General features: G+C 69.3%; 23 protein-coding genes, 5 tRNA genes and 1 pseudogene. 13 read left to right on the top strand and 16 right to left on the bottom strand.

Annotated features, from left to right (window positions below):
* Nucleotides 1-5 precede the first annotated feature (5 nt).
* Both ABD346_RS27290 and ABD346_RS27285 read right to left on the bottom strand, forming a co-directional pair.
* Nucleotides 6-1,019, bottom strand: coding sequence for an NAD(P)H-dependent glycerol-3-phosphate dehydrogenase (locus tag ABD346_RS27290; protein ID WP_344378466.1), 1,014 nt, complete (start codon nt 1,017-1,019; stop codon nt 6-8).
* The gene (locus ABD346_RS27285) at nt 1,016-1,768 is read right to left on the bottom strand and encodes a lysophospholipid acyltransferase family protein (RefSeq protein WP_053727899.1); all 753 of its coding nucleotides are present in this window, start codon (nt 1,766-1,768) and stop codon (nt 1,016-1,018) included. The genes ABD346_RS27290 and ABD346_RS27285 overlap by 4 nt, the downstream gene beginning before the upstream one ends.
* A gap of 247 nt (nt 1,769-2,015) precedes the next feature.
* On the opposite strand from ABD346_RS27285, the gene cofC reads away from it, so the two are divergent.
* Together cofC and ABD346_RS27275 are read left to right on the top strand one after the other, a co-directional pair.
* A complete protein-coding gene (gene cofC / locus ABD346_RS27280; protein ID WP_344378527.1) occupies nt 2,016-2,648 on the top strand; it encodes a 2-phospho-L-lactate guanylyltransferase in 633 nt (210 codons plus the stop codon).
* Nucleotides 2,649-2,658: 10 nt separating this feature from the next.
* Nucleotides 2,659-2,862, top strand: coding sequence for a hypothetical protein (locus ABD346_RS27275; protein ID WP_189968112.1), 204 nt, complete (start codon nt 2,659-2,661; stop codon nt 2,860-2,862).
* A 96-nt stretch (nt 2,863-2,958) separates the two neighbouring features.
* Here the strand turns inward: ABD346_RS27275 and ABD346_RS27270 are convergent, their stop codons facing one another.
* The 4 genes and pseudogenes from ABD346_RS27270 to leuC form a co-directional block, all read right to left on the bottom strand.
* Nucleotides 2,959-3,618: an HU family DNA-binding protein gene (locus ABD346_RS27270; protein ID WP_344378463.1), complete on the bottom strand. Its 660-nt coding sequence runs from the start codon at nt 3,616-3,618 to the stop codon at nt 2,959-2,961.
* 144 nt (nt 3,619-3,762) lie between these two features.
* Complete coding sequence (locus ABD346_RS27265; RefSeq protein ID WP_053727896.1) at nt 3,763-3,990, bottom strand: SCO5555 family protein; 228 nt, start codon at nt 3,988-3,990, stop codon at nt 3,763-3,765.
* A gap of 239 nt (nt 3,991-4,229) precedes the next feature.
* Nucleotides 4,230-4,823, bottom strand: a complete 594-nt coding sequence (gene leuD / locus ABD346_RS27260; RefSeq protein ID WP_344378462.1) for a 3-isopropylmalate dehydratase small subunit — start codon at nt 4,821-4,823, stop codon at nt 4,230-4,232.
* 5 nt (nt 4,824-4,828) lie between these two features.
* A pseudogene (leuC, locus tag ABD346_RS27255) lies at nt 4,829-6,285 on the bottom strand (3-isopropylmalate dehydratase large subunit).
* Nucleotides 6,286-6,458: 173 nt separating this feature from the next.
* Here leuC and ndgR point away from each other — a divergent pair.
* Nucleotides 6,459-7,175, top strand: coding sequence for an IclR family transcriptional regulator NdgR (gene ndgR, locus ABD346_RS27250; protein ID WP_005311436.1), 717 nt, complete (start codon nt 6,459-6,461; stop codon nt 7,173-7,175).
* Nucleotides 7,176-7,424: 249 nt separating this feature from the next.
* On the opposite strand, the gene ABD346_RS27245 is transcribed toward ndgR, so the two are convergent.
* The 7 genes from ABD346_RS27245 to ABD346_RS27215 all read right to left on the bottom strand — a co-directional run bounded on the left by ABD346_RS27245 (nt 7,425) and on the right by ABD346_RS27215 (nt 9,486).
* Nucleotides 7,425-7,497, bottom strand: a tRNA-Glu gene (locus ABD346_RS27245).
* A gap of 51 nt (nt 7,498-7,548) precedes the next feature.
* Nucleotides 7,549-7,620 (bottom strand) — tRNA-Gln (locus ABD346_RS27240).
* A 16-nt stretch (nt 7,621-7,636) separates the two neighbouring features.
* Nucleotides 7,637-7,709 (bottom strand) — tRNA-Glu (locus ABD346_RS27235).
* 61 nt (nt 7,710-7,770) lie between these two features.
* Nucleotides 7,771-7,843, bottom strand: a tRNA-Glu gene (locus ABD346_RS27230).
* 22 nt (nt 7,844-7,865) lie between these two features.
* Nucleotides 7,866-7,937 (bottom strand) — tRNA-Gln (locus tag ABD346_RS27225).
* An 89-nt stretch (nt 7,938-8,026) separates the two neighbouring features.
* Entirely contained in the window at nt 8,027-8,746 is a 720-nt protein-coding gene (locus ABD346_RS27220) for an HAD family hydrolase (RefSeq protein WP_344378461.1), read from the bottom strand.
* Nucleotides 8,747-8,814: 68 nt separating this feature from the next.
* Nucleotides 8,815-9,486, bottom strand: a complete 672-nt coding sequence (locus ABD346_RS27215; protein ID WP_344378460.1) for a DUF4241 domain-containing protein — start codon at nt 9,484-9,486, stop codon at nt 8,815-8,817.
* Between the two features lie 208 nt (nt 9,487-9,694).
* Here ABD346_RS27215 and ABD346_RS27210 point away from each other — a divergent pair, with 208 nt between their 5' ends.
* The 6 genes from ABD346_RS27210 (at nt 9,695) to ABD346_RS27185 (ending at nt 13,976) form a co-directional block, all read left to right on the top strand.
* Nucleotides 9,695-10,078: a WXG100 family type VII secretion target gene (locus ABD346_RS27210; protein ID WP_344378458.1), complete on the top strand. Its 384-nt coding sequence runs from the start codon at nt 9,695-9,697 to the stop codon at nt 10,076-10,078.
* A gap of 26 nt (nt 10,079-10,104) precedes the next feature.
* Nucleotides 10,105-10,404 (top strand): WXG100 family type VII secretion target, encoded by a 300-nt coding sequence (locus tag ABD346_RS27205; protein ID WP_344378456.1) that lies wholly within the window; start codon nt 10,105-10,107, stop codon nt 10,402-10,404.
* Nucleotides 10,405-10,662: 258 nt separating this feature from the next.
* Nucleotides 10,663-12,327: an RNase A-like domain-containing protein gene (locus tag ABD346_RS27200; RefSeq protein WP_344378455.1), complete on the top strand. Its 1,665-nt coding sequence runs from the start codon at nt 10,663-10,665 to the stop codon at nt 12,325-12,327.
* Nucleotides 12,328-12,354: 27 nt separating this feature from the next.
* On the top strand, nt 12,355-12,930 hold the full coding sequence (locus ABD346_RS27195) for a hypothetical protein (protein ID WP_344378454.1): 576 nt from the start codon (nt 12,355-12,357) through the stop codon (nt 12,928-12,930).
* A gap of 77 nt (nt 12,931-13,007) precedes the next feature.
* Nucleotides 13,008-13,313, top strand: coding sequence for an RNase A-like domain-containing protein (locus tag ABD346_RS27190; RefSeq protein WP_344378453.1), 306 nt, complete (start codon nt 13,008-13,010; stop codon nt 13,311-13,313).
* Nucleotides 13,314-13,325: 12 nt separating this feature from the next.
* Nucleotides 13,326-13,976: a contact-dependent growth inhibition system immunity protein gene (locus ABD346_RS27185; RefSeq protein WP_344378451.1), complete on the top strand. Its 651-nt coding sequence runs from the start codon at nt 13,326-13,328 to the stop codon at nt 13,974-13,976.
* A gap of 59 nt (nt 13,977-14,035) precedes the next feature.
* Here the strand turns inward: ABD346_RS27185 and gltX are convergent, their stop codons facing one another.
* The 3 genes from gltX to ABD346_RS27170 form a co-directional block, all read right to left on the bottom strand.
* On the bottom strand, nt 14,036-15,511 hold the full coding sequence (gltX, locus tag ABD346_RS27180; protein ID WP_344378449.1) for a glutamate--tRNA ligase: 1,476 nt from the start codon (nt 15,509-15,511) through the stop codon (nt 14,036-14,038).
* Complete coding sequence (locus ABD346_RS27175) at nt 15,504-16,280, bottom strand: fumarylacetoacetate hydrolase family protein (protein ID WP_344378448.1); 777 nt, start codon at nt 16,278-16,280, stop codon at nt 15,504-15,506. Before ABD346_RS27175 ends, gltX begins: the two co-directional genes overlap by 8 nt.
* A gap of 164 nt (nt 16,281-16,444) precedes the next feature.
* Complete coding sequence (locus tag ABD346_RS27170) at nt 16,445-16,645, bottom strand: hypothetical protein (RefSeq protein ID WP_344378447.1); 201 nt, start codon at nt 16,643-16,645, stop codon at nt 16,445-16,447.
* 580 nt (nt 16,646-17,225) lie between these two features.
* Here ABD346_RS27170 and ABD346_RS27165 point away from each other — a divergent pair.
* The 4 genes from ABD346_RS27165 to ABD346_RS27150 all read left to right on the top strand — a co-directional run.
* Nucleotides 17,226-21,005, top strand: a complete 3,780-nt coding sequence (locus ABD346_RS27165; protein ID WP_344378446.1) for a sensor histidine kinase — start codon at nt 17,226-17,228, stop codon at nt 21,003-21,005.
* Nucleotides 21,006-21,014: 9 nt separating this feature from the next.
* Entirely contained in the window at nt 21,015-21,428 is a 414-nt protein-coding gene (locus ABD346_RS27160) for a roadblock/LC7 domain-containing protein (protein ID WP_053727886.1), read from the top strand.
* A 177-nt stretch (nt 21,429-21,605) separates the two neighbouring features.
* Complete coding sequence (locus ABD346_RS27155) at nt 21,606-22,013, top strand: DUF742 domain-containing protein (RefSeq protein ID WP_053727885.1); 408 nt, start codon at nt 21,606-21,608, stop codon at nt 22,011-22,013.
* Nucleotides 21,994-22,264: ATP/GTP-binding protein (locus ABD346_RS27150; protein WP_344378444.1), on the top strand; the 271-nt coding region annotated here is incomplete at its 3' end. The genes ABD346_RS27155 and ABD346_RS27150, both read left to right, overlap by 20 nt.

Here is a 22,264-nt window from a genome sequence, read left to right as displayed (position 1 = left end):
CGCGGTCAGCGCCGCTCGGCCTTGGCGCTGCGGGACATGAGCTCCTTGAGCGCGACGACCGGCGGCTTGCCCTCGTGGACGATGCCGACGACGGTCTCCGTGATGGGCATGTCCACGCCGTGCCGACGGGCCAGATCCAGCACGGATTCGCAGGACTTGACGCCCTCGGCGGTCTGCTTGGTGACCGCGATGGTCTCCTGCAGCGTCATGCCCCTGCCGAGGTTGGTGCCGAAGGTGTGGTTGCGCGAGAGGGGCGAGGAGCAGGTGGCGACGAGGTCGCCGAGGCCCGCGAGGCCGGAGAACGTCAGCGGGTCGGCTCCCATCGCGAGGCCGAGCCGGGTCGTCTCGGCGAGGCCGCGGGTGATGAGCGAGCCCTTGGCGTTGTCGCCGAGCCCCATGCCGTCGGCGATGCCGACGGCGAGCCCGATGACGTTCTTGACGGCGCCGCCGAGTTCGCAGCCCACCACGTCGGTGTTGGTGTACGGGCGGAAGTACGGGGTGTGGCAGGCGGCCTGGAGGCGCCGGGCGACGGCTTCGTCCCGGCAGGCGACGACGGCGGCGGCCGGCATCCGCTTGGCGATCTCCTTGGCCAGGTTGGGCCCGGTGACGACCGCGACGCGGTCCTCGGTGACCTTGGCGACCTCGGCGATGACCTCGCTCATCCGCTTGGCGGTGCCGAGTTCGACGCCCTTCATCAGGGAGACGAGCACGGTGTCGGGGGCCAGCAGGGGCGCCCAGGCGGCGAGGTTGTCGCGGAGCGTCTGCGAGGGGACGGCGAGAACGGTGAAGTCGGCGCCTGCCGCGGCCTCGGCGGGGTCGGTGGTGGCCCGTACGGACGCGGGGAGTTCGATGCCGGGCAGGTAGTCCGGGTTCGTACGCGTGGAGTTGACCGCTTCGGCGAGTTCGGGTCGGCGGGCCCAGAGGGTCACGTCGCAGCCCGCGTCGGCGAGGACCATGGCGAAGGCCGTGCCCCACGAACCCGTCCCGAACACCGCTGCCTTGGTGGTGCCGTGTGTCACTTGGTGCCCTCCCCGGCGGCCTCGCGGCGCTGCCGTGCGCGGACTTCGCGCAGATCGTACGGCTTCTCGGGGGCCTTCTCGCCCCTCAACTCCTCAAGGAGCGTGGTGATCGCGGCCATGATGACCTCGGTCACCTCCTTGAGGACCTCGGGCGTCGGCTCCTTGTCGTAGAACCGGTCGAGGTCGACCGGCGGACCGGCCTTCACCTGCAGCGTCTTGCGCGGGAAGAAGTTGACCTTCTTCTCCTTGGCGTACGGCGGCATCGCCAAGTTGGCGCCCCACTGGGCGATCGGGACGACGGGCGCCCGCGTCATCAGGGCGGCCCGTGCGACTCCGGTCTTGGCGGTCATCGGCCACTGGCCGGGATCGCGGGTGAGGGTGCCCTCGGGGTAGAAGGCGACGCATTCACCGCGCTCCACGGCGTCCACGGCGGCCCGGAAGGCACCGACCGCGTTGGTGGACTCGCGGTAGACGGGAATCTGGCCCGTGCCGCGCAGCAGGATCCCGACGCCGGGGGCCTTGAAAAGCGCGGCCTTCGCCAGGAATCGGGGCACGCGGCCCGTGTTGTATTGGAAATGCCCGTACGAGAACATGTCCAGATACGAGTTGTGATTGATGGCGGTGATGAATCCGCCGTCGGCCGGAATGTTCTCCATTCCCCGCCAGTCCCGCTTGAACAGAACGACCAGCGGCGGTTTGGCGATGACCGCTGCCAGGCGGTACCAGAAGCCGATTCTGCGGCGGGACACTCGGACACCTTCCTCTGTGGACCCCGGCCAGGCCTCTGCGAGACCGGGGGAACTGACTCTGCGTGGCTGCTGGGGGCAAGTGTCGCCCCAGGCCCCTGGTCTGTCGAGAACACCGTACGCCCCGGCCCGCACGGCGGCCCTCCCGGCGGGTGACAATGAAGCCCGCCGCCGCCCGGCCCGATCGGGGCGGCGCCCGGACGGAGGGGACGCCACGAACACCGCAACAGCTGCCCGCTGGTCCCTCGTCATCCCGCTGAAGCCCTTGGCGCTGGCCAAGAGCAGGCTGGGGGCCGCCGTCGGCGACGAGCTCCGCCCGCGGCTCGCCCTCGCGTTCGCCCAGGACACCGTGGCCGCCGCGCTGGAATGTCCCGCGGTGCGCAATGTGGCGGTCGTCACGGATGATCCGCTGGCGGGCGCGGAGCTGGCCGCGCTGGGTGCGCGCATCGTGCCCGACTCCCCCGGCGCGGGGCTCAACGCCGCGCTGGCGCACGGGGCGTACCGGCTGCGCTCGCGGCACCCGGCGCTTCCGGTGGCCGCCCTCAACGCGGATCTGCCCGCGCTGCGCCCCGCGGAACTGGGCCAGGTGCTCGCCGCGGCCGCCGCATTTCCGCGGGCTTTTCTCTCGGATGCGGCGGGAATCGGGACGACTTTCCTTTCGGCGGTTCCGGGCAGGGATTTGAACCCGGTATTCGGCGGTCCTTCACGGGCCGCCCATTCGGCTTCGGGGGCCGCCGAAATCCTGCTCGACGGCGTGGATTCGGTGCGCCGGGACGTCGACACGGGCGCGGACCTGCGGGCCGCGCTGTCCCTCGGCGTGGGCCCGGCGACCGCCGCGCTGCGGGGCGCCCTGGAGCCCGTGGACCCCGTACGAGGGCACTAGGCTGGCGGGTATGCAGGCGACCGCGTACACGTACGACTCCGAGACCCGCAGCGGCAGTGTGCTGCTCGACGACGGCACCCCGGTGGATTTCGGGGCCCCGGCCTTCGAGGCGGGCGGGCTGCGGCTGCTGAGGCCCGGCCAGCGGGTCCGCATCGAGACCGAGGGGTCGGGGGCGGACCTGCGCATCACGCTGGTGACGCTTCAGACGTTCTGAGCCCCGGAGCGCGCGGGGCGACTTGGCCGAAAACGGCCGCGGGCCGGGTCTCCCCGAGGGGAGCCCGGCCCGGCGCTTGAGCCTCGCCGCTGATGACTACTTCTTGCGGGCGGTCGCCTTCTTGGCGGTGGTCTTGCGCGCCGTGGCCTTCTTCGCGGGGGCCTTCTTCGCGACGGCCTTCTTCGCCGGCGCGGTCTTCTTCGCGGTGGCCTTCTTGGCGGTCGCGGCCTTCTTCGCCGGCGCGGCCTTCTTGGCGGTGGCCGTCGTCTTCTTGGCGGTGGCCTTCTTCGTGGTGGCCTTCTTCGCCGCCGTGGTCTTCGCCGCGGTGGTCTTCTTCACCGCGGTGGTCTTCTTGGCGACCGTCTTCTTGGCGGTGGCCTTCTTGGCCGCGGCCTTCTTGACGGTGCTGCGGGTCGAAGTACCGCCGGAGAGGCTGCCCTTGGGGGCCTTCTTGACGGCCACGTCGTTCTTCGGGAGCTTCTTCGAGCCCGCGACGAGGTCCTTGAAGCCCTGACCCGCGCGGAACCGCGGAACCGAGGTCTTCTTGACCCGTACGCGCTCACCCGTCTGCGGGTTGCGGGCGTACCGGGCCGGGCGGTCGACCTTCTCGAACGAGCCGAAACCGGTGACCGAGACGCGGTCGCCGGCGACGACCGCACGGACGATCGCGTCCAGCACCGCGTCCACCGCGTCCGCGGCCTGCTGACGGCCGCCGACCTTGTCGGCAATCGCTTCTACGAGCTGCGCCTTGTTCACGTCTTCCCCTTCGGAGACATTGCCTGAGCGAAAGTGTCCAGGCCTTTTCGCACGTTAGGCAGATATATACCGCAAATCAAACACGAAACGGGCTAATCACCCTAGTGCCGCAACGAAGTCGGCTCTCGCCGAGTTCCTTACGGCTCAGTCACCTTCGGGGAATCGGCCCTCGTCGAGGTCCTTCATCAACCGCTCCAGACGCGTTGCCGCATCGGCGAGATCGTGTTTGGCCGCCGCTGTTATGACCAGCAGCTTCCGGGACAGCGCCATCCGTACGCCCTCCGGGACTTGCAGTTCGCGCACCCTTGTGTGCGCTTCTTTCAGTTGGTCCGCCACCAGCCCGTAGAGCTTGAGTTGGCTGTCGCGTTCCATGCGTCGATTGTGCCATCTGAGGCGAGTTGTCACCTCCGGCGGGGGCAACTGAGCGAATCCAGCGAGTCCTGGACGTCCGTACGGTACCTCGATCGCGCAAGCGACTATCCAGCCATCTGCCCTGCGTACAAGGCTAGTTGACGTCACCCCCGCAGCCCAAAACGCGACGCGCCCCCCGCCCGGAAATCAATCCGGAAAACGGGGGGCGCGATGCAGCCGAAGGGGGGTCAATACGCGGTTCAGGCCTGGATCGTGCTGGGCTTGAAGGCGGGTCGGCGGGCCTCGTAGGAGGCGATGTCGGGCTCGTTCTGGAGCGTGATCGAGATGTCGTCCAGGCCGTTCAGGAGCCGCCAGCGGGCGTTCTCGTCGAGTTCGAAGTCGGCGGTGACGCCTTCCGCGCGAACCTGGCGATCCTGCAGGTCAACGGTGATTTCGGCGCCCGGGTCGCGCTCGGTCAGCTCCCACAGCGCGTCCACGACTTTCTGGTCGAGAACGACGGTGAGCAGCCCGTTCTTCAGCGAGTTGCCGCGGAAGATGTCGGCGAAGCGGGACGAGATCACCGTTTTGAAGCCGTAGTTCTGCAGCGCCCACACCGCGTGCTCGCGGGAGGAGCCGGTGCCGAAGTCGGGGCCCGCCACCAAAACCGTGGCGCCCTTGCGCTCGGGCTTGTTCAGGACGAACTCGGAGTCCTTGCGCCAGGCCTCGAACAGCCCGTCCTCGAAGCCGTCGCGGGTGACCTTCTTCAGCCAGTGGGCCGGGATGATCTGGTCGGTGTCGACGTTGGAGCGGCGCAGCGGTACGGCCCGGCCGGTGTGCGTGGTGAAAGCTTCCATGGTTCTCAGGCCTCCACGGGGGTGCGGGCGTCGGACAGGTCGGCGGGCGAGGCCAGGTGGCCGAGAACCGCTGTCGCGGCGGCGACCTGGGGCGAAACCAGGTGGGNGCGGCGGCGACCTGGGGCGAAACCAGGTGGGTGCGGCCGCCCTTGCCCTGCCTGCCCTCGAAGTTGCGGTTGGAGGTGGACGCGGAGCGCTCGCCGGGGGCCAGCTGGTCCGGGTTCATGCCCAGGCACATCGAGCAGCCCGCGTGCCGCCATTCGGCGCCGGCGGCCGTGAACACCTTGTCCAGGCCCTCGTCCATGGCCTGGAGGGCGACCCGGACCGAGCCCGGGACGACCAGCATCCGTACGCCGTCGGCGACTTTGCGCCCCTCGATGACGGCGGCCGCGTTGCGCAGGTCCTCGATGCGGCCGTTGGTGCACGAACCTACGAAGACGGTGTCGACGTTGATGTCGCGCAGCGGCTGCCCGGCGGTCAACCCCATGTATTCCAGGGCCTTTTCGGCGGCCAGGCGCTCCGAAGCGTCCTCGTACGAAGCCGGGTCGGGGACCTCTCCCGACAGGGGCGCGCCCTGGCCGGGGTTGGTGCCCCAGGTGACGAACGGCGAGAGCTCGTCGGCCTTGATGACGACCTCGGCGTCGAAGACCGCGTCCTCGTCCGTCTTCAGCGTCTTCCAGTACTCGACCGCCGCGTCCCAGTCCTCGCCCTGCGGGGCGTGGACGCGCCCTTCCAGGTAGTCGAACGTGGTCTGGTCGGGGGCGATCATGCCCGCGCGGGCGCCGGCCTCGATCGACATGTTGCAGATGGTCATGCGGGCTTCCATCGACAGCTTCTCGATGGCGGAGCCGCGGTACTCCAGGACGTAGCCCTGGCCGCCGCCGGTGCCGATCCGCGCGATGATGGCGAGGATCAGGTCCTTGGCGGTGACCCCGTCGGGCAGCTCGCCCTCCACGGTGATGGCCATCGTCTTGAACGGGGCCAGCGGCAGCGTCTGGGTGGCCAGGACGTGCTCGACCTGGCTGGTGCCGATGCCGAACGCCAGCGCGCCGAAGGCGCCGTGCGTGGAGGTGTGCGAGTCGCCGCAGACCACGGTGGTGCCGGGCTGGGTCAGTCCCAGCTGCGGTCCCACCACATGGACAACACCCTGCTCGACGTCACCCAGCGGGTGCAGGCGCACACCGAACTCGGCGCAGTTCTTGCGCAGCGTCTCCAGCTGGACCCGCGAGACAGGGTCCGCGATCGGCTTGTCGATGTCGATGGTGGGGGTGTTGTGGTCCTCGGTGGCGATGGTGAGGTCGAGGCGCCGCACCTGGCGACCGTTCTTGCGCAGTCCGTCGAAGGCCTGCGGGCTGGTCACCTCGTGCAGCAGGTGCAGATCGATGAAGAGCAGGTCCGGCTCGCCCTCGGCGCGCCTGACGACATGGTCGTCCCAGACCTTCTCCGCGAGTGTCCTACCCATCGCCTTCCCTCCGGCCGGCGTCGTCGCCGGCACTACTAGAGATCGATTGCCCATGCCCGTACCGCACGCCCCGGGCGGGGCCGCGCTCCGTTGTACGGATCGCCAGTACAGCTTGACGACTTCCGGAGAAAATTGAACTTGCGTTTCACAGAGTGAGACGCGAATATCGTTGCATGGACAACTCTAGCGGCGTAGGCGTTCTGGACAAGGCTGCCCTTGTCCTGAGCGCTCTGGAGTCCGGTCCGGCCACCCTCGCAGGTCTGGTCGCGGCCACTGGGCTCGCACGACCCACGGCACACCGCCTCGCCGTGGCACTGGAACACCACCGGATGGTGGCTCGGGACATGCAGGGCCGTTTCATTCTCGGCCCGCGCCTGGCCGAGCTCGCGGCGGCAGCCGGCGAGGACCGCCTGCTGGCCACGGCCGGCCCGGTCCTGACGCATCTGCGCGACGTCACGGGCGAGAGCGCCCAGCTCTATCGCCGACAGGGCGACATGCGCATCTGCGTGGCGGCCGCCGAGCGCCTCTCCGGCCTGCGCGACACCGTCCCGGTCGGTTCGACGCTGACCATGAAGGCCGGCTCGTCCGCCCAGATCCTGATGGCCTGGGAGGAGCCGGAGCGCCTGCACCGCGGCCTCCAGGGCGCCCGCTTCACAGCGACGGCCCTGTCCGGAGTACGGCGCCGGGGCTGGGCCCAGTCGATCGGCGAGCGCGAGCCGGGCGTGGCCTCGGTGTCGGCTCCGGTGCGCGGCCCGTCGAACCGGGTGGTGGCCGCCGTCTCGGTCTCCGGTCCGATCGAGCGCCTGACCCGGCACCCGGGCCGGATGCACGCCCAGGCGGTCATCGACGCCGCCGCCCGTCTGTCCGAGGCTCTGCGCCGCAACGGCTGACGTCTTTCCTTCTGCCACATTCCGGCCCACCGCTTCAACGCCGCAGCGGTGGGCCGGAGGTGTGTCCGGGGCCGTTCAACCGGCGGCGCGGGGAGGGCGGTTCGGGTCGGGTGCGCCGAACGCACCTGTGCGGTACGGGAGTCGAACCCGCCGGGATGCGTGCGGGGTGCGTCCGGACGCGCGTCGGGATACGTGCGCGGGCAAACGAAAAGGCCCTCCGCAAGATGCGAAGGGCCCATTCTCTGTGCGTACCCCCGACCGGATTCGAACCGGCGCTACCGCCTTGAGAGGGCGGCGTGCTAGGCCGCTACACAACGGGGGCCTGCCTGCATTTTCGGACCTTCGAAAAGATCCAGGATCTTGAAATGACCCGCTGGGCTACCAGGACTCGAACCTAGAATGACGGTACCAGAAACCGTAGTGTTGCCAATTACACCATAGCCCATGGTGGTTTAGACCAGTACCCCCGACCGGATTCGAACCGGCGCTACCGCCTTGAGAGGGCGGCGTGCTAGGCCGCTACACAACGGGGGCCCTAGCGATCCTGCATCGAGTTCACCGGGTGCGACCCTGGTGATCCCGCGGGAAGGATCTGTACCCCCGACCGGATTCGAACCGGCGCTACCGCCTTGAGAGGGCGGCGTGCTAGGCCGCTACACAACGGGGGCCTTGCAGATAAAGCTCTGCGAGCTGGGCTACCAGGACTCGAACCTAGACTAACGGAACCAGAAACCGTCGTGCTGCCAATTACACCATAGCCCACCAAAACGCAACTCCCGTGGGGAGTTCTGTTTGGCTTGCGCTTTCGGTTCGGGGCTTTTCTTCCCGCTCCCCTCGGCGCAGGAAGAACATTACCCGAAGGTGTCCGGCGCTCCAAAACGGGTATCGAGGCGCAGGAGGCCGGGGAGCTGGTCGAGTCCTGTGATGCGGATGAGCTCGGGTCGTCCGCCGGTGCCCGAGCGATCCAGCCAGACTCCCCTGAGCCCCGCCTCGTCCGCCCCGCGTGCGTCGATGTCCGGCTGGTCGCCGACGTAGACGACTTCCTCCGGCGGCAGTCCGAGCGCCTCGCAGCCGGCGTGGAAGGCGGCCGCCTCCGGTTTGGCGATGCCGAGTTCGGCGGCGCAGAGAAGCGCCTCGAACCGGTCCCGTACGCCGAGGATCCGGAGCTTCCGCTCCTGGCTGGAGAGGGAGGAGTTGGACAGGATGGCGTGCCGGTAGCCCTCGGCGAGGACGTCGAGGACGGGCAGGGTGTCCGGGAAGAGGCTCCAGGCGGCTTCGTAGTGCGCGACGTGCCGGTCGTACCAGGCATCGGCCTCGTCGTCGCTCATGGTGTCGCCGACGAAGGCCCGCACCCGGTCCCGGCACTGCCCGTGCCAGTCGGTCTCCCCCGCCGCGAACCGCGCCCAGTGGTAGGCCGTGATCTCGGCCCAGTCGTCCAGGGCCCGCTCCACGGATTCGTATGCGTCGGGCAGTCCCTCCAGGCCGAGGTGCGTACGCATGCCGGAACGGGAGGCCGCGGAGTAGTCGAAGATCGTGTCGTCGATGTCCCACAGGACCGCGCGGATGGCCATGCTTCGAGCGTAGGCCCTGCGTCCGGACCGCGGACGGCGTTCTGGCACATGCGGCCGGGGCCCGCTCGTCAGGGGACGAGCGCCTCGATCGGAACGACGAAGAAATCGGTGACGAAGCAGGTGATCGCGCCCGCTTCGTCACGGCCTATCCAGGTCGGGTAGGCGCCGTCGCCCCAGCCCGAGGTGAATGCGATCAAGTTGTGGCCGGTCGCGGGGTCGGTGACCGTGTGCGGACCGGGCGAGGGCGGGACGGTGTCGAAGGCGTCCCACAGCGGGCCTTCGTCGCCCGCGCAGTCGGGGAAGGAGCCGTCGGACCCGGCGTCGTAGAAGCAGCCGGTGCCGGCATCGACTCCGTACCCGAAGAACTCCTCGTCATCGAGCTCGGCCAGGTCCTGGCCGGGCTGGAGCGCGAGCTCCCACGAGACGGTCGGGGCCTCCTTTATGACGAGGCGCGCGGCGGCCACCCGCAGATGCGGGGTGTCCGCCTCCGGCTCGCCCTCGCGCACCAGCGTCGCCACGGCCGCGTCCACCCGGTACCGCCCCGGCTCCACCTGCGCCGTGAACGGCTCGGCCTCGCCGGCCCCGAGCGAGACGAACGGGTCACAGGCGATGACCCGCCCGGTGTGCAGCCACAACTCCCCACCGGCCACGACACTCAGCGTGCCGCTGGTGCCCGACTCCTCGGTGAAGGTGTTGCCCGGAGTGAAGTGCCAGGAGAAGTCGGGGGCGGGCATGGGCATGAGGGTCTCCCGGGAAGGCGCGGCGGCAGCGGTCGGCGGTTGTCTGCACTGCCAGAAAACATAACTCGGGGCACTGACAGCGGGGTCGGGGACGGCGACCTCCACGCCCCCACTTCTGCCCCAGATGCAACTTCCTTCGCCCTGGGGCGCGTTGTTAGGGTCCTCGAACGAGACCGAACGCACACGGTTACGAGCTATCGGGGGCGGGATGCAAGGCAATCCGGACCTCAAGGAGCCGGACGACGACGGCCTGACGAAGCTGGCCGGTGACCTCGAAGACATGCAGCGGCACCTGGACAACCAGGTCCGCCGGATGGACGGGATCGTCGACCGGATCCAGGCCGACTGGCAAGGAACCACCGGCTCCGCCTACCGCGATCTGCACCTGGGTGCCGCCAAGGACGCCGTGCGCATCCGCGAAACGCTCCGGGTCGTGCGGGAAGCGGTCCTCATGAGCCGGGATGGGTTCACAGAGCGGGAGCTGGACGTCCTCGCGGCCATGCGCAACGTCCAGTCGCACATCGACGTGGAGCACGAGGCCGAGGCCCTACAGGCACCGCCGGCCACGCGCAGCAGCCTCGACGACTTGTAGAGCCTCACCGGGGGGAACCGAAGACCATGCCCGACGACCACATAGCCGTCGACTTCGCGGCTCTGCGCCATCTGGCAGGCGAACTCGAGGACATCCTCAAGCAGCTGAACGAGGGACTCGGCACGCTGTACGACCGTACCGAGAAGGTCGTCCTCACCTGGCACGGCGAGGCCCGCGAGGCGTTCATCGACGAACTCGACCGCTGGGACCGGGACATGCAGGACCTCCAGGCCCGCCAGGCCTGGCTCCACGGGGTGGTGACCACGGGCCACGCGAATTACGCCGCCGCCCACCGGGCCGTGCTGCGAGGCTGGGGCGCGCTCTGATGTCCACGCCTTCCCCCTCGCCCTCGAGTTCCGCTTCCCCCTCGCCCTCCCCCTCACCTTCAACCACTCCCCTGCCCGCCCCCACCGGCGGAGGAACCCCTCACCCCAACGGCTCGGGGCCGACTCCCTCACCCTCCCCGGGCTCTCTCAAGGACCCGCAGGGCAACGACATCTCCCGCGACGACACGGCGTCGGCACGCCGACGACGGAACGAGGAGGTGGCGGCTCTCAAGCCGCCCGCTCCACCGGATCCGGGCAGTGGGTTCGACGTCAGTCCGCCACACCTCTACTACACGTCCTACGTCCTACGTCCTGCGGAACCAGCAGTACGACTTCTCCGACGGCGCCGTACGGCTGCTGGCCGCCCTGGACACCCACGCCCACGCGGGCGGTCGCGGCAGCGGCCCCGAGGCCTTCGCGGCGGCCTATGCGAAGGTCACGAAACGCTTCATAGAGGTGTGGGCCAAAGCGGTCGTCGGAGTCGGCGGCGCCGCAGTCGGACTGACGGTCACCGCCAACAACTACGTACGGGCCGAGTACCTGTCCGACCCCAAACAAGCCCCCGCGCTGCGGCTTCAGCCCGAGCCCGACGTGATCCAGACCGCGGCCTCCTACTGGCCCGCCGCCGAACTCGGGTGGGGCCACGCCTCCGGGGATGCGTTCGGCGACCGTGTCATCAGCGATGTCCTGGAAGTCGCGGGCTCTTTCGGGGAATCCGTCCTGCTGCCCGTCCTGAGGGACGTACTGCGGCACGGCAAAGTCGCGGACATCACACCCGGTGGCGATGATCTCGTACTCCCGGAGATCGCGGCGGCATGGACGACCGCGGCCAAGGACGCCAAGGCGGCCGGCGACGGTTTCGACGGTGCCATCGCCTACATAACCAACCCCACGTCCGGTCACAGCGAGTGGCAGAACGCCATGAAACAGTTCTGCAGCAGCATCTGGGGGACGACGGCCTGGGGCCAGGAACGGGTGGGCCAGAAGTGGAACCACTCCGGAGGCCAGAAGCCCGCGCTGGGGGTCCTGGAAGACACCGCACGTTCGCTGGCCGACGCGTGCACTCATTTCGGGACGGCAGTGGCGAAGGTGCGCTCGGAGATCACCGACGTCTATCGCGAGTCCGCCTACAAGACTCTGAAGGTCAAGGACTTCGGGGACGTGCTCGAAACGCTGCTGGGCGGCGCGTTCGAGCTCGCTGTCGAATTCATCAACAACCTGGACGCGGGGCGGCTGGACTCGGCGGTCGACACGTACAACGACACGGTCAAGTCACTGGCCGACGCGCTGCCGAAACTCATGGATCCGCTCAACGAAGCCTATCTGAGCGTCCCTCAGTACGCTGCCGAGGAGGCCAGGGCGGAGGGCTTCGGCGCCAGAGCACTGACCGAATTCAGGCATGAGCACAGTTGGACCGTTCCTGGAAGCGCAGCCAGTAGTCACACGTTCCCCTTGGACCTCGCATCCCAAGAATTCATGAATGACGGCCACACCCTGGACAAGCATGTGGGGAAGAGCGACGAGCAGCTGGCCCAGCGACTCCGAGATCAAGGAGATCCCCCCGGAGGAACTTGGCTCCACGGAAAGCCACAAATCGGCGGTTCTTCTAGTTTCAAGAACGTCGAAGAAGCCCAAGAATTCACTCAGGACAACCTCGATCAGAAATCTGCAGAAATTCAGGCATGGCTGTCAGAGCCTCCCCCCGTCGGCGACAAAGAAGCCTTTGTCAGTACTGCCCCGGACGGCCGCGTCACCGGACACTCAGTCAGCAAGCAGCCAATCCCGGGTGAACCAGGTACCGGATTCAAGTACGAAGGTCTGGCCGCTCGGGCCATGGAGACGCACAGGACCAAAACGATCCTTCGATACGATCCGAGCCTGATCCCTCCGTTCTCCGTGCTTACCTCCATGCCCGCAGCGTGAATCGATGATCACCCCCTTGGAATCCCTATGCTTGCAGCAACCCGCGAAACCTGGGCCGCCGCGCTCAGCACCCTGTTCGAGGACGAGTACGTCTTTGTCTCCGTCGGCCCCAGGAACAACGTCGCATGGGATGCGGACACATGGGCAGTCATGCGGCGCGACGTACCGGATCCACGCGGTTGGGCCGGCCAGGACTGGGACAAGGAGCACGACCAGCGAACCAAGGCCTCCCGGAGAGGCTTCCCGTTCAGCCCCGACTCCGCCGAAAAACTCTCCCGCAATCTCCATGAGATCGACGTCGACACCGCAGCACAGTTGCTTGTTGCACTCATGGATGACTGGTGCCAAATCACCGAGGTTCCAGGATTCCAGGAGAACCCCGAGGGCCTACTGGAAGCGGCTCGGATCCTATTGTCCCGATTCGCGACAGATTTCAAGTGCTTCACCAATCTCGCCGAGGCCAGGGTGACGAAAACACCGAACCTTGCCGCGCGCGACGTCGGCCCCGGCTGGTCCTCCTTTACCGAATACACTGCGGACTACGGCCTGGTTGTCGTATCGGACTCCGAGGTCGGCGTCTTCTGGTCGTTCAATCCTGTCTGAGTCAGAAGGCAGACAGGATTGACCGACAATTCCTCGCACGCCACATATAGACCTCGTGAGTCAACCCGGAGAGCGAAATGCCGACCACAACCCGTGCCGCGACCTACCCTGATCGGGAGACCGCTCAGTGGGCCACTCAAGAAGTGGTGACGCGGAATGAGCAGGTTGTGCATCGATGGCTGGCGCAATCCACCCGGGGGCGCCTTGTCATCGAAGCAGCTTGGCCGTCCCGGGAGATGCCCGTCGGGCGGGTGATGATCCAGGCAATGGCGTACGCGGGGCGGGGGCCGATAGACGTGCGGGCCGCCCGAGTCGTGCTCCGGCGCAGTGACATCAGCCGGCACGGGTTCGTCGTCCACGCTTCCTTCCCCGTCTACCTCTGAAGGCTCCGCCCCATGCCTCTGACACCCCTGCAACACGACGCTCACTACGGCGAGTTGGACCAGGTCATGCGGGCCTACCTCGGACAGGCCGCGGATGACACCCCCGAACGGCGCAGCACCGCGCTCGACGCGTACGTCCGGCACACCTGGCACACCCGGCCCTGGGCGCTGGCCGTCGCCGAGAGTCAGTTGCGGGAGTACGCCCGGCACCCTCCGGGGCGGCTGCGACAGCGGCTCGGGGAGTTCTACCCCGTTCCGGACGTGGGGCTCCGCGACGCCGAGATCCAGGGCTGGCTCACCGTCCTCGCCGACCACCTCAGGCGCAGCATCGAGGAAGGGGAGGCGCCGCGTCCCTCCGCTCCCGTGACCCACTGGGAATGGCATGCCCGCTTCACCGAGCTCGGGCAACTGCTCGGTGGCTGGTTCTCGCAGGACATGCCGGACGAGTTCGACGATCACGATGCCGCGATCGAGGACTACCGCGGGACGACGGACCTCTCGCTCATCGCCAAGGTTGTCGGGGAACTGCACGAGCTGGTCACCCTCGACCTCGACGAGTCCGAATACGCCCTTGCCCTCGCCGAGTTGGGCATGGAGGTCGACCCGCCCTCCCCGTACTCCCCCGGCGCCTGGCTCGCGCTGCTCGCCCAGCGGTTGGGTTAGAAAAGCCCGAGGGGCGGCAGCCCACCGGCTGCCGCCCCTCATTCACGTACCGGCTACACCTACGCCGCCAGCTTCGCCAGTGCCACGTCGATGCGCGCCAGCGTCTTCTCCTTGCCCAGGATTTCCAGGGACTCGAAGAGGGGGAGGCCCACCGTGCGGCCCGTTACGGCTACGCGGACCGGGGCCTGGGCCTTGCCCAGCTTCAGGCCGTGCTCCTCGCCCGCTGCCAGGACCGCGTTCTTGAGGGACTCGGGGGACGTCCAGTCCGCCGACTCCAGCTTCTCGCGGGCCGTGCGCAGCAGCGCGTCCGAGCCCTCCTTCATCGCCTTCGCCCAGGACGCCTCGTCCTCGACGGGAGAGTCGAGGAAGAGGAAGTCCACGTTCGCCGTGATGTCGGAGAGGACCGTCACACGGGTCTGCGCGTGGGGGGCGATGGCCTCCCAGGCCGCGCGGTCGAAGTCCTCGGGGGCCCAGTTCGCGTGCGGGGCGCGCAGCCACGGCTCGCAGGCCGCGGCGAACGCCTGCTCGTCCAGCATGCGGATGTGGTCCGCGTTGATGGACTCGGCCTTCTTCAGGTCGAAGCGGGCCGGGTTCGCGTTCACGTCCGCGATGTCGAACTTCGCCACCATGTCTTCGATCGAGAAGACGTCCTGGTCCGCCGAGAAGGACCAGCCGAGGAGCGAGAGGTAGTTCAGGAGGCCTTCCGGGAGGAAGCCCCGCTCGCGGTAGATGTTCAGGGAGGCCTGCGGGTCACGCTTCGAGAGCTTCTTGTTGCCCTCGCCCATCACGTACGGCAGGTGTCCGAAGGACGGGATCTCCTTCGCCACGCCCAGCTCGATCAGCGCCTTGTACAGGGCGATCTGCCGCGGGGTCGAGGACAGCAGGTCCTCGCCGCGCAGGACGTGGGTGATCTCCATGAGGGCGTCGTCGACCGGGTTCACCAGCGTGTACAGGGGCGCCCCGTTCGCGCGGACGATGCCGTAGTCCGGCACGTTGTCCGGGGTGAAGGTCAGCTCGCCGCGGACCAGGTCCGTGAAGGTGATCGGCTCGTCGGGCATGCGGAAGCGGACGATCGCCGGGCGGCCCTCCGTCGTGTACGCCTCGACCTGCTCGGCGCTCAGCTCGCGGCAGTGGCCGTCGTAGCCGGACGGCTTGCCGGCCGCGCGGGCCGCGTCGCGGCGGGCGTCGAGCTCCTCGGTCGTGCAGTAGCAGTGGTACGCCTTGCCGGCGGCGAGCAGCTTCTCGGCGACGTCCTTGTAGAGGTCCATCCGCTGCGACTGGCGGTACGGCTCGTGCGGGCCGCCCACCTCCGGGCCCTCGTCCCAGTCGAAGCCCAGCCAGCGCAGGGAGTCCAGGAGCTGGTTGTAGGAGTCCTCGCTGTCGCGGGCCGCGTCGGTGTCCTCGATGCGGAAGACGAACGTGCCGCCGTGGTGCCGGGCGAACGCCCAGTTGAACAGGGCGGTGCGGACCAGGCCCACGTGGGGGTTGCCGGTCGGGGAGGGACAGAAACGTACGCGGACGTTCGCGTTAGCCACGCTTGATCACCTTGTTGGTGAGAGTGCCGATGCCTTCGATGGTGACGGCGACCTCGTCGCCGACGTTGAGGGGCCCGACTCCGGCCGGGGTCCCCGTGAGGATGACGTCGCCCGGGAGCAGCGTCATGGCCTCGGTGATGTGGACGACCAGGTCCTCGATGGAGCGGATCATGTCCGCCGTGCGGCCGAGCTGGCGCTGTTCGCCGTTGACCGTGGCCTGGATGGTGAGATCCGTGGGGTCGAGGTCGGTCTCCACCCAGGGGCCCAGCGGGCACGAGGTGTCGAAGCCCTTGGCGCGGGCCCACTGCTTCTCACGCTGCTGGGCGTCGCGGGCGGTGACGTCGTTGGCGCAGGTGTAGCCGAAGATGACGTCCTTGACGCGCTCGCGCGGGACCTCGCGGCACATGCGGCCGATGACGACGGCGAGCTCGGCCTCGTGGTGCAGCTCGTTGGAGAAGGAGGGGTACTCGATGCTGTCGCCGGGGCCGATCACCGAGGTGGTCGGCTTGAAGAAGGCGACCGGGACCTCCGGGACCTCGTTTCCGAGCTCCTTGGCGTGCTCCGCGTAGTTGCGGCCGATGGCCACGACCTTGTTGGGGAGCACGGGCGGCAGGAGGCGGACCTTGCTCAGCGGCACCTTGGTGCCGCTGAGTTCGAAGTCGCCGTACGGGATGCCCTTGATGATGTCGAGTACGAGACCGTCGGGGCCTTCGCCCTCGACCGCTCCGAAGGCGACATTGCCGTCGATGGAGAACCTGGCGATGCGCACGAGTGCTGTCGCCCCTCACTTCGCTTAACTGGTACTGGCTGGAGTCTGACGCTCCAGGCTAACCGGGCAAGGACACCGGCCGTGCGCATTACTCCGTGCCGCGACCGGCGGCGGAGCGCCTCGCGGGGGCCCGCCGGCGAGGAGGGGCGCCGGGGACTCCCGGATCAGACGGCGGCGGCTTCGACGGCGTCGGCCCGGTCCGGGGCCTTCATCAGGATGGTGCGGCGCGGGTTGGCCGTCTGGGTGGGCAGCTCGACGGTGTGCTCCGGCTGGGCCGGCCGCTGGAGCTCCTCGGCGTCCGCGAGGTGCGCGAGGGTGGTGCGGCGCGGGTTGGCTATGTTCCGGATGATCATCGTCGTCTTCATCTCTGCTACGAACCCTGTCGGTACGGGCGCGCGGGGGCGCCGGTTGTCGGATTGGCCATCCCTGTAAAGCGTCAGGCTAAACATTCGAATTCCCGGCAAAGGGTCGTAGAGACGGCGATCAACATGTGAGTTTGCTCACGAATCAAGCCACAAAAGGGATATAAGGGTCCGTCAACTGACCATCCAGGAACGGACATTCCGGTATTGAACCCTTCATTCCGCTCCTGATCATCGCGACTGGGACACCCCCCACCCCTAAGCGACTCGCACGCATTAGTCCGTTTTCTCCGCGATCACTTTCTACATTTTGTGACGCGATACTCACAATGTGTCACTCAGGTCACGGCCCGGTACGCGGGCCTTGTTGGAGATCCGGCACTGTGCTGGAATTCCACGCACCGCCGCGGGTCACTGACCGGCGCGCAGGGGCGCAACGCAGCGCCGGGTGTGCGGCGGGAGGGGGAGCAGGACAAGCGCCGGTCACTCAGACCACACAGGGGGCGCGCAGTGCCCCCCATGACGCCGACACCGTCCTATCCGTTTTTACGGAGGGACGCCTGGTCCAGAGGTTGCGACGCTAGTGCAGGGACGTTTCAAGAGGGATGGCAGCGCTGCGGCGGAGCAGGAGCCGCAGGGCGGGACTGGCCCCAAGACGGCCAGTTCCTCGCCCCAGCACGCCCAGAACCCCCGGGGCCCCGAAAACCCCTCCGCCTCTCCGGCCGGCGAGGCGAGCGGACAGACGGCGCGCACCAGCGGGCCCTCGGGTCCCTCCGGCGGCGACCAGAACGGCGCCGAACGGAAGCCGACCGGGCCCGTGGACACGGGCTCGCGAATAGCCCTGCGCAACTGGCGCATCTCGACCCGACTGGTCGCCCTGCTCGCCCTCCCCGTGGTCGCCGCGACCACCCTGGGCGGGCTGCGCATCAACCAGTCGATGAACGACATGCAGCAGCTCGACCACATGCAGCTGCTCACCGACATGACCAAGCAGGCGACCGAGCTCGCCGCCGCGCTCCAGACCGAGCGCGACGACTCGGCGGGCCCGCTCTCCACCCAGACCTCCGACGCCCGCGTACAGACCGACCGCGGGGCGACCGACCTGGTCAGGAAGTCGTTCATCCAGGCGACGCAGGACGTCAGCGGCACGGAGAACGACGAGGCGCTGGAGTCGATCCGTCGTAACGTCACCAACATCGCGATCCAGCTCCAGGACCTGGAGAGCATCCGCAAGACCGCGTACAAGGGCGACCGCAAGACCACCGCGCACTCCCAGACCGTCGAGTCCTACAGCCGCCTCATCCGCGGTCTGCTCAGCCTCTCCCAGGACATGGCGCAGGCCACCTCCAACCCGGAGATGATCAAGCGGACCCGTGCGCTGGCGGCCTTCTCCTCCGCCAAGGAGTACGCCTCGGTCCAGCGCGCGATCATCGCCGCGGCGCTGCCCGCCACCAAGAGCGACGAGGGCGACCTCCTGGAGCCCGACCGCCTGTACGCCAAGGCCGCCCAGGACGGCGAGCGCCAGGCTCTCGCCTCGTTCCAGAACGTGTACGAGGCCAACGGCGGCAACTCCACCGAGCTGATGGCCCCGCTCGACAAGGGCAACTCGGAGATCACCGCCGCCAACGCGTACTCGCAGCGCGTGCTGAAGAACCCGGGCGGCATCAACCAGGAGCAGAAGCGCTCGTACCTCGACTGGTACGACCAGGACTCCAACAAGATCAACCAGATGAAGACCATCGAGCAGACCCTGCTCGGTGAGATGGAGCAGAAGGCCCGCGAGCTGCGCGACACCTCGCAGCGCGACGCGATCCTCAACGGTGTGCTGATCCTCGTCGTCCTCGGCGTCTCGCTGGTCGGCGCGTTCGTCGTGGCCCGCTCCATGATCCGCTCGCTGCGGCGGCTGCAGGACACCGCGACCCGGGTCGCCCAGGACCGCCTGCCCGAGCTCGTCAAGCAGCTCTCGGAGTCGGACCCGCAGGACGTCGACACCTCCGTGGAGTCGGTCGGCGTGCACTCCCGGGACGAGATCGGCCAGGTGGCCGCGGCCTTCGACGACGTGCACCGCGAGGCCGTACGACTCGCCGCCGAGCAGGCCCTGCTGCGAGGCAACGTCAACGCGATGTTCACCAACCTCTCGCGCCGCTCCCAGGGTCTTATCCAGCGTCAGCTCTCGCTCATCTCCGAGCTGGAGTCCCGCGAGGCCGACCCGGACCAGCTGTCCTCGCTGTTCAAGCTGGACCACCTCGCGACCCGTATGCGCCGTAACGGCGAAAACCTCCTCGTCCTCGCCGGTGAAGAGCCCGGCCGGCGCTGGACCCGCCCGGTCCCGCTGGTCGACGTGCTCCGCGCCGCCGCCTCCGAGGTGGAGCAGTACGAGCGCATCGAACTGGCCGCCGTGCCCGCGACCGAGGTCGCCGGACGCGTGGTCAACGACCTCGTGCACCTCCTCGCCGAGCTGCTTGAGAACGCCACCTCGTTCTCCTCGCCGCAGACCAAGGTCCGCGTCACCGGTCACGCGCTGCCCGACGGCCGCGTCCTGGTCGAGATCCACGACACCGGCATCGGCCTCTCCCCCGAGGACCTCGCCGCGATCAACGAGCGGCTGGCGTCGCCGCCCACCGTGGACGTCTCGGTCTCGCGCCGCATGGGTCTGTTCGTGGTCGGCCGCCTGTCCCTGCGACACGGCATCCGCATCCAGCTGCGCCCGTCCGACTCCGGCGGTACGACCGCGCTCGTCATGCTGCCCGTCGACGTCGCCCAGGGCGGCAAGAAGGCGCCCGGCAAGCCGGGTGCCGGTCAGCCGCAGGCTCCGGCCGGCCAGGGTGGCCGTCCCGGTCTCGCGGGCGGCCCGCCCTCGCGTGCCGGGCTCGCCGCAGGGCCGCTCAGCGGCGGTCCGGGTGCTCCCGGCGGCCGGCTCGCCGCGGGCGCCCCGCGCGGCCAGGTCACCGGCGGCCCCGGCCCGCGCGCCGCGCTGCCGCCCCGGGGCGGCGGCCCGCAGCAGGGCCAGCCCCAGCAGCAGGGCCAGCAGTCCGGGTTCGGCAGCGGACCGGCTTCCCCGGCCGCCCCGCGCCGCGGCGACCGCCCGATCACCCCGCCGCCCGGCGCCCCGCGCGCCGAGCTGCCCGGCGGCAACCCGCAGGGGCAGCAGCCGGCCCGGCCGCAGGCCGCGAGCTGGGGCACCGACCAGTCCTCGGCCCTGGACGCACCGCGCGGCCACGAGGAGCCGCACACCGGCCAGTACCCGCGTCCCGCCGCCACCGACGACCGCCAGGGCCCGGGCGCGACCGCCGAGTTCGCCCGCCCCGACTTCGACGGCCCCCCGCCGGGCACCCGGCAGGACCAGAACTCGGGCACCGGCCAGTTCGTGCGCCCCGACGTGTTCGGCGCGCCGGCCGCGCAGGACCCGTCGGCGACCGGGCAGTTCGAGCGCCCGGGCTCCTACAACGGGTACGGCGACCAGTCGTCCGGCACCGGCTCGTTCGCGCGTCCGGACCAGGACCCGTCCGGCACCGGCCAGTTCGCCCGGCCCGGCCAGGACACCGGTTCCTCCCAGCGCCCCGCGGGCGACGACCGGCAGAACCCGGCGGCGACCTCCGAGTTCGCCCGCCCGGACTTCAACGCGCCGCGTCCCCCCGCGCCGCAGCCGGCCCAGCCGCAGCAGTACCAGCAGCAGGCGCCCCAGCAGGGCCAGGACTTCGGTCAGGGTGCCCCGCGTCAGCGCCGGGACGGCAACGAGTTCGGCGGGCCTCGCCAGCCGGCCGGGAGCCTGCCCGCGCAGCCGCAGCACGAGGCCCTGCCGCCGGCCGGTGCCGGTGACGGGCGGACCCCGCTGTTCGACACCCTTGAGACCAACTGGTTCCAGCAGCAGGGCCAGCAGGGCGGCCAGCCGCAGCAGCCCGCACCGCAGGCGCCCCAGGCCCCGCAGCCGCAGGCCCCGCAGGGCCGGAGCGCCGCTCCGCAGCGGCCGGCCCCCGAGCGCCGCCCGGTCCGCGAGGGCGGCAACGGGAACGGCAACGGCAACGCGAACAGCGGCGCCAACGGCTCGGACGCCTCCAACGGCTCCGGTGCCTGGCGCAGTTCGCCCAACGACGACCTCGTCCGCCAGGCCGAGCGGGCCCGCAAGCCCGCCGCCGGCGGCGTGACCACGTCCGGACTTCCCAAGCGGGTCCCGCGCGCCAACCTGGTGCCGGGCACCGCACAGCAGCAGAACCACCAGGCAGGACCCCAGGTCTCCCGGGCGCCCGACGACGTGCGCGGCCGGCTGACCAATCTCCGCCGGGGCATCCAGCAGGGCCGGCAGGCCGGCAACGGCTCCACCGGCAGCTTCCACGTGGACCCCACTCACCAGCAGGAGCGTTAGTTGAGTCCGATGAGCCAGGCGGCACAGAACCTGAACTGGTTGATCACCAACTTTGTGGACAACACCCCCGGGGTGTCCCACACGGTCGTGGTCTCCGCCGACGGCCTGCTCCTCGCCATGTCCGAAGGCTTCCCGCGCGACCGCGCCGACCAGCTGGCCGCCGTGGCGTCCGGGCTGACCTCGCTGACCGCCGGGGCCTCCCGGATCTTCGAGGGGGGCAGCGTCGCCCAGACCGTGGTGGAGATGGAGCGCGGCTTCCTCTTCCTGATGTCCGTGTCCGACGGTTCCTCCCTGGCCGTGCTCGCGCACCCGGAGTGCGACATCGGCCTGGTGGGCTACGAGATGGCTCTCCTGGTCGACCGCGCGGGCACCGTCCTGACGCCGGACCTGCGCGCCGAGCTCCAGGGCAGCCTGCTCCACTGACCGCAAACCCCCCGGCCGAGCCGCTCGCGAGGCCGGGGGTCGGGAGCCACCGGCGCCGCCCCCTCCGGCCCGGACCGCTCCCGCACGATGCAGATATCCGTCCCGGCCGCACCTCGCCCCCCACCGGCCCTGTCTGACGGCTCGCAGATGGCTTGCTGTCTCCGCCCGGAGGAACCAATGACCCCGCCCCCCGCCTCACACGATTCGTACGGCGCACTGCACGACGCGGCGTACGACGGTGAAGGCGACCAGCCGCTGGTCCGTCCGTACGCCATGACCGGCGGCCGCACCCGGCCGCGCTACCAGCTCGCCATCGAGGCGCTGGTCAGCACCACAGCAGACCCGGCGCACCTTGCCACGCTTCTTCCCGAGCACCAGCGGATCTGCCACCTCTGCCGTGAGGTCAAGTCGGTGGCGGAGGTCTCCGCGCTGCTCCAGATGCCACTCGGTGTCGCCCGGATCCTCGTCGCCGACCTGGCGGAGGCCGGCATGGTGGCGATCCACCAGCCGGGCAATGGAGAGACCGGCGGCACGCCGGACGTAACGCTGCTCGAGAGGGTGCTCAGTGGACTTCGGAAGCTCTAGCGGCGGTGCCGCCCGTTCCACCACGTCGGCGAAGATCGTGGTGGCGGGCGGTTTCGGCGTGGGCAAAACCACGTTCGTCGGCGCGGTCTCGGAGATCAACCCGCTGCGCACCGAAGCCGTGATGACGTCCGCGAGCGCGGGCATCGACGACCTGACCCATACCGGGGACAAGACGACCACCACGGTCGCCATGGACTTCGGCCGCATCACCCTGGACCAGGACCTGATCCTGTACCTCTTCGGTACACCCG

Source organism: Streptomyces mauvecolor, assembly GCF_039532965.1.
GTDB classification, from domain to species: domain Bacteria; phylum Actinomycetota; class Actinomycetes; order Streptomycetales; family Streptomycetaceae; genus Streptomyces; species Streptomyces violascens.
Note: the sequence above shows the minus strand (reverse complement) of the source record. Positions and strands in the feature narration are given on the sequence as shown.

Bases quoted from the DNA above. Each gene is read 5' to 3' on its own strand.
- ABD346_RS27185 (WP_344378451.1), top strand. From the start codon at position 13,326: ATGCCTCTGACACCCCTGCAACACGACGCTCACTACGGCGAGTTGGAC.
- ABD346_RS27195 (WP_344378454.1), top strand. From the start codon at position 12,355: ATGCTTGCAGCAACCCGCGAAACCTGGGCCGCCGCGCTCAGCACCCTG.
- ABD346_RS27160 (WP_053727886.1), top strand. From the start codon at position 21,015: ATGAGCCAGGCGGCACAGAACCTGAACTGGTTGATCACCAACTTTGTG.
- ABD346_RS27275 (WP_189968112.1), top strand. From the start codon at position 2,659: ATGCAGGCGACCGCGTACACGTACGACTCCGAGACCCGCAGCGGCAGT.
- ABD346_RS27170 (WP_344378447.1), bottom strand. From the start codon at position 16,645: ATGAAGACGACGATGATCATCCGGAACATAGCCAACCCGCGCCGCACC.
- ABD346_RS27155 (WP_053727885.1), top strand. From the start codon at position 21,606: ATGACCCCGCCCCCCGCCTCACACGATTCGTACGGCGCACTGCACGAC.
- ABD346_RS27190 (WP_344378453.1), top strand. From the start codon at position 13,008: ATGCCGACCACAACCCGTGCCGCGACCTACCCTGATCGGGAGACCGCT.
- ndgR (WP_005311436.1), top strand. From the start codon at position 6,459: ATGGACAACTCTAGCGGCGTAGGCGTTCTGGACAAGGCTGCCCTTGTC.
- ABD346_RS27220 (WP_344378461.1), bottom strand. From the start codon at position 8,746: ATGGCCATCCGCGCGGTCCTGTGGGACATCGACGACACGATCTTCGAC.
- leuD (WP_344378462.1), bottom strand. From the start codon at position 4,823: ATGGAAGCTTTCACCACGCACACCGGCCGGGCCGTACCGCTGCGCCGC.
- ABD346_RS27210 (WP_344378458.1), top strand. From the start codon at position 9,695: ATGCAAGGCAATCCGGACCTCAAGGAGCCGGACGACGACGGCCTGACG.
- ABD346_RS27265 (WP_053727896.1), bottom strand. From the start codon at position 3,990: ATGGAACGCGACAGCCAACTCAAGCTCTACGGGCTGGTGGCGGACCAA.
- ABD346_RS27215 (WP_344378460.1), bottom strand. From the start codon at position 9,486: ATGCCCATGCCCGCCCCCGACTTCTCCTGGCACTTCACTCCGGGCAAC.
- ABD346_RS27205 (WP_344378456.1), top strand. From the start codon at position 10,105: ATGCCCGACGACCACATAGCCGTCGACTTCGCGGCTCTGCGCCATCTG.